This is a genomic window from Bacillota bacterium (assembly GCA_012837335.1).
In the GTDB taxonomy this organism is placed as follows: Bacteria; Bacillota; Limnochordia; order Darwinibacteriales; family DTU012; genus DTU012.
In genome coordinates, this window is sequence record DURM01000081.1 from 1 (window position 1) to 6,757 (window position 6,757).

The window sequence follows — 6,757 nt, forward strand, 5'->3', positions numbered from 1 at the left end:
AACTAATTTATACTCCTCGGTAGCTCAATGGCAGAGCATTCGGCTGTTAACCGAAGGGTTGCTGGTTCGAGTCCAGCCCGGGGAGCCATATCTTAACAGCACTGAAGTCAGCTTCGGTGCTGTTTTTCATATTCATTATAGGAATTATTTGCCAGCTGTCGAATTGACGAGTATTGGAGGGGATGCCGATGTGGAAGAGGATGGTTATAGCTGCTGCTGTGGTTATTTTTCTGTGCAGCACCGCTTATTCTGCCGATAACATTATCTTAAGTATCGACGGAACTGATCTGGATCTTGATTTCCCTTCAATTCTCAATGAGCTTCCTTCTGTAACTTATCGCTATTATACTGTTAAACCTAGATTAGCAGAGTTTGAGATCGGTGGAATGGTAGTTGGTTTTAATTTCTTGCTGCTGGATGAAGCTTATTATGAACTTTTCCATGGAATAAATCCATTTCCTCAAGAGTTTTGGACTGCAGTTTCAGTGCTGGGCGATGCCAGACTGCATTTAGCTGTGAGCTTACTGCTAGTTTTAAATGGGAGTGAACTTGGTTCCGATTTATTCCATGTGATAGGTTATAATGGTGTCAATACAGCAGTGGTTAAAGCTCTTTCCGGAATGGCCAGACCATATTTGAATGAAGGCGCTGCCTTTTATGGGCCTAAATTTGCCAGCGATTATGCTGCTATGCCATCTGGACATACTTCATCATCAACAGCAGCAGCAGTAGTTTTATCGGAATATTATCCTGAGCTCAAGGGTTTATGGTATGCTGCAGCCGGTATGATTGGATTGTCCCGTATTTTTCTGGAACAGCACTGGCCCAGTAATGTTGCATTTGGAGCGGCACTTGGACATGCAAGCGCACGCCACTATTTAGAATTGGAGAGATAGTGTCATGATTGATTACCACATGCATTTAGAAAACGGACCTTTAACATTAGAGTGGCTGGAGCGTTTCTGGCAGATCGCAGAGAAACGGGGCATTACAGAAATCGGTATCACCGAGCACTGCCACAAATTCCGCGAGTTTTATCCGATGTTTAAGCACTTAACACGGGGCGAAGGCAGCTATCAGTTCATGCGGGATTGGATTGCTGAAGACTTTAAGATCAACTTAGATCAATACATAGAATTACTGCTTTCTGCGCGCAGTCAGCGAATACCGGTCAAAATAGGATTGGAACTTGATTATCTGCCGGGTACTGAAAGTTTTGCTCAAAAGCTGATCAGTCAGTATCCTTTTGATTTTGTTCTTGGCTCAGTGCATGTCATTGATAAATGGGGGTTTGATTATGCTCCTGAAGTTTGGGATAATCAGGATACTGATCAAGCCTATCGAGGATATTATGAGGTTCTGAGCTCCGCAGTGGATTCTGGCTTATTTGACATCGCCGCTCATTTTGATTTGATCAAGGTATTTGGGCATCGGACAGACACAAGATTTACTGATCATGTTTGCCAAATTTTGGAGAAAATGGCAAGAAACCAGCTGAGCTTGGAGTTAAGTTCAGCTGGTCTGCGTAAGCCTGTCGGAGAGATTTACCCAGCGGATTGGATTTTACAGCGGGCGGGTGAGTTAGAGATTCCGATTACCTTTGCTTCAGATGCCCATTACCCAGAAGATGTGGGAGCTGATTTTGATCAGCTGCTTAAGGCAGCCAACCGGTGTGGCGTCAGCGTGTACAGTATCTACTCAAACCGGATGCGGACGACAAAAGCTATTGAGTTCGATTCAGCGTCGTCTTAGACGGGATAGAGCTGCTTTCCAGCCTCCGGCGTTTATAACATAGAAAATAACACCAGTTGCTGTAATAAATAGAAATACCCACAAAAGCGTTCTGACTGCACTAGAACCACCTTGAACGTGAAAATCTCGCTGACGTTGGTCCCTAGGCCCATAGAAATAATAATCAACCACCTCTGCAAACAAAGAGATGCCTCTGATAGCAGCATCGCGGCTGTTTGTATGGGCACCAGCTTCGATCAGCAGATTCAAGGGACTTAGATCTTGATTATAGTTGCCTCGGGCAAAAAAGATGCCCTTAACTAACCCTGGGTACATCTCGTCTGCAGCGGCTTTTAAACTCTGGGCATACTGGCGGTTGATTCCGAGATTTTGGTTCTGCCTTCCTACCACAAACTGAATTTGGGTAATCCAATCATCACCGATCTGGGCGGCGTAGGCGTTTTGAGGAGCCGCATCGCGGTGGACATCGAAGATGGCATCGGGATTTTGAGATAAGAGCTCCAATACCGTGCTGCGGGACCGCCGGTACGCGCCGCGATCGTGGGGCAGATGCAGCTTTTCTGAGTACCCCACTTCTACGCCCAGATTTTCCAGCGCTGACGCAAAACTGTCTCCCACAGCATGAATGCCGCCTTTGCCATCGATACTGTCGGTGCCATCAGTTGGTATGTACGATTCCGCATTGTGCGTATGGTAGATGCCAATGAGACCGGTCTTCTTACCTTGTTCCTGAGCCTGGACCGGATTTAAACCTAAAGCCTTGCGAATCTGCCTCAGTGATATGGATTGTGCGTTTATATCTACCTTGGATTCTACAAGCTCAGTAAAAGCTGTATTTCCGTCGATTTTTACTACACGATAAAGCTTATTATCGCTGGTAAGGTATTCATCGTCCTCATAAATGCGTCTGGCTGTCTGCATGATTACTTCACCCTCAGGAGTCACCATGGTCATATACTGTTCCGGCTCCAACCACTCATCCCATAATTCTTCTACGTTCAAATCCCGAGAAAATTCGTAACTGAGCTGATTTAGTTCCAAACCTTGACAAATGGGACAAAAAAGAATAAGTATTAATAGCACACTTATAATAAGTGCTTTATTAATTGTGATCACCATCCCCGTTGTCTGAGATTTTTGCTGGCCCGCGATAAATGCGCTCAGCAATTTCGCCGATGAGCTCAGCGATAAATACAGCTAAAATACCGTTGATCATGAGCGCGTCAAAGATTCCACCGCCGCCGATAACTGTTTGGGCATGATAAGTTTTTAGAGATATACTGACTGCCGCAGCCAGATCATTGAGAATCACTGCAGCAATGGCACTGATGAAAGCAGTTCGCCTCGATTTTGTGGTAAAATAGGAGATAAGTCCCGCAGCCACACCAGGTATAAACAGAGGATCGAGGTCGTAAGGAATTTGACCCGGAAGGGTAGGCAGGAACTTGTCTGTTAGATACAAAATTGCGGCTGCAACCAGGCTGATTAAGACTGCCCGAATCCGCTCATGCTTTTCTGCGGTGAGCAAAAGGTATATAATGATGGCGAAAGGAATTAATGCGCCAAGGTTTAGCGCCAGATACTGAGTTAGTGTAATTACTGGTAAAAAATGGGCAACAATAAATAGGACTAAGAGCAGAATGGCTTCTGTATCTGTCAGCCGCATGCGGTCCAAAACGCGCTGGGCTGCTCCAAGAAATATCAAACCAATCACGCCGGACAGCAGAATAATGCTGATGGGAAGATTTCTCATAACGCTTCTCCTTATGCGGTGTTATGGTTAGTGTGAGAAAAAAGGAGTGTCCCTATTCAATTAAAGTAATCAGAAGTGACGAGAACGAATATTATGATACAGGCATGGTGGTTTTATGCATGAAGGAAAGGGGGGCGATTTTATGCGTAAAACGGTTTCTGAGCAAGTTGTTGAGCTGATTCCGATAATAATGGTGCTTTTAATCTGTATAAATATTTTTATCTTTGTTGCCGCAGCAGACCAGTTTACGGAAAACAGAACTGAAGCTGCCGGTGTAAGCGGAGTGGTAGAGACAGCTGCAGTTCAAGACATCGAAAGTATTGAGCAGGAATACTTTAGTGCAGTTCCTGACACCAGTCTCAAACCTTTGGAGCCAGATATAGATTTGAAACCTGATGTTTCACTGGCGGAATCAGATGCGGTGAAAGATGTGATGAAGGAATCAACGGCAGTTAAAGATGAATTTGGCTGTGATGCCGCTTCACTGGAGGATGCAATTGCCAGCGCTTTGGTAGTGAAAACAAAAGAAGCGGTCAATGCAGTCCGTACAGTGGAAAAGCAGCATGAAACATATAAGGTAGCTAAAGGCGACAATTTGTACACGATCGCCGAAATGTTTGGTACTACTGTTGCCGAGCTGGTGGAATTGAATAACCTTGAGACTACAACCATCCATGTTAATCAGGCATTGGTGGTGCCAGCTGATACTTTGAAAGAGTATCCGGTTGGACTGAAGCTTACCGATAAAGAAGTAGAGTGGATAGCCCAAATGATCCATGCTGAAGCCAGGGGCGAACCGTATCTCGGTCAAGTGGCTGTTGGAGCAGTTATCATTAACAGAATTAAGAGCAGTCAGTTTCCCAACACAGTGCGGGGAGTGCTTTTCCAAGAAGGAGCTTTTCAACCAATACGCAATGGTTCATTTTATCGGCCTGCGAGTGAACAGGCATATCGAGCAGCTTTAGAAGCATTAAATGGCAATGATCCTACTAATGGCGCTTTATTCTTCTTTAATCCGAAACTGTCAAATGATCGATTTATGCACAGCCGCACACCTGTGGTGACGATTGGGCAGCATCGATTCACATATTAAAAAAACTGCAGGGACTAAAAGTAAGGCCCCTGCAGTTTTTTCACGCTCTTTATTAATTTTCGTCAGAGATCAGATCAAGTGTATCTCTTGCAATCATGATTTCTTCATCTGTCGGTACAACAAAGACTCTAATCTTTGAATCTGGTGTTGATAATTCATATTCGCCGCGCTGCTCATTGATCTCCTCGTCAATCGAGATTCCTAAGTAGCTTAGGTTCTGGCAGATCTTTTTCCGCAGGCATGGTGTGTTTTCACCAATTCCAGCGGTAAAGGCAATGGCATCAACGCCATTCATAGCTGCTATGTACGCGCCAATGTATTTGCGGATGCGGTACTCATACATTTCGTAAGCGAGCATATGCATCGGTTTTTGCTCTTCTACACCTTGGATGATGTCACGCATGTCGCTGACTCCGGCAATGCCGTAAAGGCCTGAGTGTTTATTGAGCATGTTGATCAAGTTCGGCAGAGGCACGTCTTCCTTTTCGGCGATGAACTCCAGCGCACTTGGATCGATATCTCCACTTCTGGTTCCCATCATTAAACCTTCCAATGGTGTAAAGCCCATTGTTGTGTCGACAGACTTGCCTCCATCGATAGCTGCCAGACTTGCACCATTGCCTAAGTGGCAGGAAATAATTTTCAGATCGGCTGCATCGCGGTTCATAAGCTCGGCCACTCTAAGGGCAATATAATTGTGGCTAGTCCCGTGGAAGCCGTAGCGGCGAATCCGGTAGCGCTGGTATAGCTCATAAGGAATCGCATATAAATAAGCGTGTTTTGGCATGGTAGAGTGGAATGCTGTATCAAAGACCGCAACTTGCGGCTTGCCCGGCATCAGCCTTTGGCAGGAGCGGATACCTAGAATGTTTGGCGGCATATGGAGAGGACCTAATTCTCTTAAGTCTTCCAGCTGCTGCAGAACTTCGTCATCGATCAGAGTCGATTGCTTGAAGTATTCACCGCCGTGAAGGACCCGGTGTCCGATGCCGCTAATTTCATCCAGGCTTTGGATTGCGCCCAGCTCTGGATCAGTTATAAGTGAAAGGCACTGGGAGATTGCGGTACCATGCTCTGGAATTGGCATGGTTTTGCTGACCTTCTCTTTGCCGACTGTTTGATGGGTGACAATGCCATCGTCCTCGCCGATCCGCTCAGCTTTCCCATCGGCCAGTACAACTTCCTTCTCCATGTCAAAGAGCTTATATTTTAGCGAAGATGATCCGCAGTTAATTACTAAAATCTTCATACCTAGTTTTCCTCCTGTCCATGTCCTGGTTTATCTGCTCGCTGTCCGTCCTCGTTCCAGCTGAAAAAGCCCTGCTTAGTTTTAACACCAAGTCTGCCCTGACGAACGAGTCTGTAGATAATTGGTGCAGGTTTATAGCGATCTCCATAGCGCTTCTGCAGCTGTTCCATCCAGTCGAGGATGATATCAATGCCCATCCGGTCAGCCATCTCAAATGGACCTTGGTCCATTCCCCAGCTTTCTTTTACGATGGTTTCAATCGCGTCAGCTGAAGCTGTGCCTTCATCTAATAGGTAAGCGGCTTCATTAATCAAGGTGACCAAGGTTCTGGGATTTACCAGTCCGGATGATTCGTGAACGCGAACGGCCTGCTTGCCGAGGCGGGCGATGAATCTTTTCACAATTTCAATCGCGTTTTTATCTGTATCTGGGCTGTAGCTCAATTCTACAGCGTCCACATCGACAACCGGCGGAATAAAGCGGGCTCCGACTAAGAGATTAGAGCGGGTTAATCCGCGCGCTACCTCATAAACCGGCAGAGTTGCGCTGGTAAGGATAAATACTACCTCCGGGCGACACAGACGGTCAGCAGTCCGGAGCAGTTCCTGCTTGGTGTAAAAATGATCAATAGTTGCTTCAATAACCAAGTCAGCATTTTTCAGTTCTTTTAAGTCAGCGGTATAATTGATCCGATTGAGAATCACCCGTTTTTGGGTTTCGGTCATAGCCCATTTAGCAACTTTCCGGTTAAGGCTCTGCTCGATCCGGTGAGGTGCGTTTTGACTGCCGGCACCTTGGGTGAAAAGGGTTACATCGTAACCTTTAGTGGCTGCGTTTTCCGCAATACCGCGGCCGAGACGTCCTGAACCCAGGATCGCTATTTTTTTAATTTCCATAAACTAAACCTCCT

Annotated in this window: 7 protein-coding genes and 1 tRNA gene; 4 read left to right on the top strand and 4 right to left on the bottom strand. The window is 45.9% G+C overall.

Translation table 11 applies throughout. The features are described 5' to 3' along the window. The first annotated feature begins 13 nt into the window (after window positions 1-13). From GX019_10810 to GX019_10820, 3 genes are all read left to right on the top strand, one after another. Window positions 14-88 (top strand) — tRNA-Asn (locus GX019_10810). A 100-nt stretch (window positions 89-188) separates the two neighbouring features. Next, window positions 189-896, top strand: coding sequence for a phosphatase PAP2 family protein (locus tag GX019_10815; GenBank protein HHT37650.1), 708 nt, complete (start codon window positions 189-191; stop codon window positions 894-896). A gap of 4 nt (window positions 897-900) precedes the next feature. After that, window positions 901-1,752 (top strand): histidinol-phosphatase, encoded by an 852-nt coding sequence (locus GX019_10820; protein HHT37651.1) that lies wholly within the window; start codon window positions 901-903, stop codon window positions 1,750-1,752. On the opposite strand, the gene GX019_10825 is transcribed toward GX019_10820, so the two are convergent. Further along, window positions 1,738-2,754 (bottom strand): stage II sporulation protein P, encoded by a 1,017-nt coding sequence (locus tag GX019_10825; protein HHT37652.1) that lies wholly within the window; start codon window positions 2,752-2,754, stop codon window positions 1,738-1,740. The two genes, GX019_10820 and GX019_10825, sit on opposite strands and share 15 nt — an antisense overlap. 100 nt (window positions 2,755-2,854) lie before the next feature. Next, window positions 2,855-3,505 carry a DUF1614 domain-containing protein gene (locus GX019_10830; GenBank protein ID HHT37653.1) on the bottom strand — a complete coding sequence of 217 codons (651 nt, stop codon included), beginning with the start codon at window positions 3,503-3,505 and terminating at the stop codon, window positions 2,855-2,857. Window positions 3,506-3,647: 142 nt separating this feature from the next. On the opposite strand from GX019_10830, the gene GX019_10835 reads away from it, so the two are divergent. Next, window positions 3,648-4,598 (top strand): LysM peptidoglycan-binding domain-containing protein, encoded by a 951-nt coding sequence (locus tag GX019_10835; GenBank protein HHT37654.1) that lies wholly within the window; start codon window positions 3,648-3,650, stop codon window positions 4,596-4,598. A 52-nt stretch (window positions 4,599-4,650) separates the two neighbouring features. Here the strand turns inward: GX019_10835 and GX019_10840 are convergent, their stop codons facing one another. Together GX019_10840 and GX019_10845 are read right to left on the bottom strand one after the other, a co-directional pair. Next, entirely contained in the window at window positions 4,651-5,847 is a 1,197-nt protein-coding gene (locus GX019_10840; protein HHT37655.1) for an acetate kinase, read from the bottom strand. Window positions 5,848-5,849: 2 nt separating this feature from the next. Continuing rightward, window positions 5,850-6,743 (bottom strand): 3-hydroxyacyl-CoA dehydrogenase family protein, encoded by an 894-nt coding sequence (locus tag GX019_10845; GenBank protein ID HHT37656.1) that lies wholly within the window; start codon window positions 6,741-6,743, stop codon window positions 5,850-5,852. Window positions 6,744-6,757: the final 14 nt, after the last annotated feature.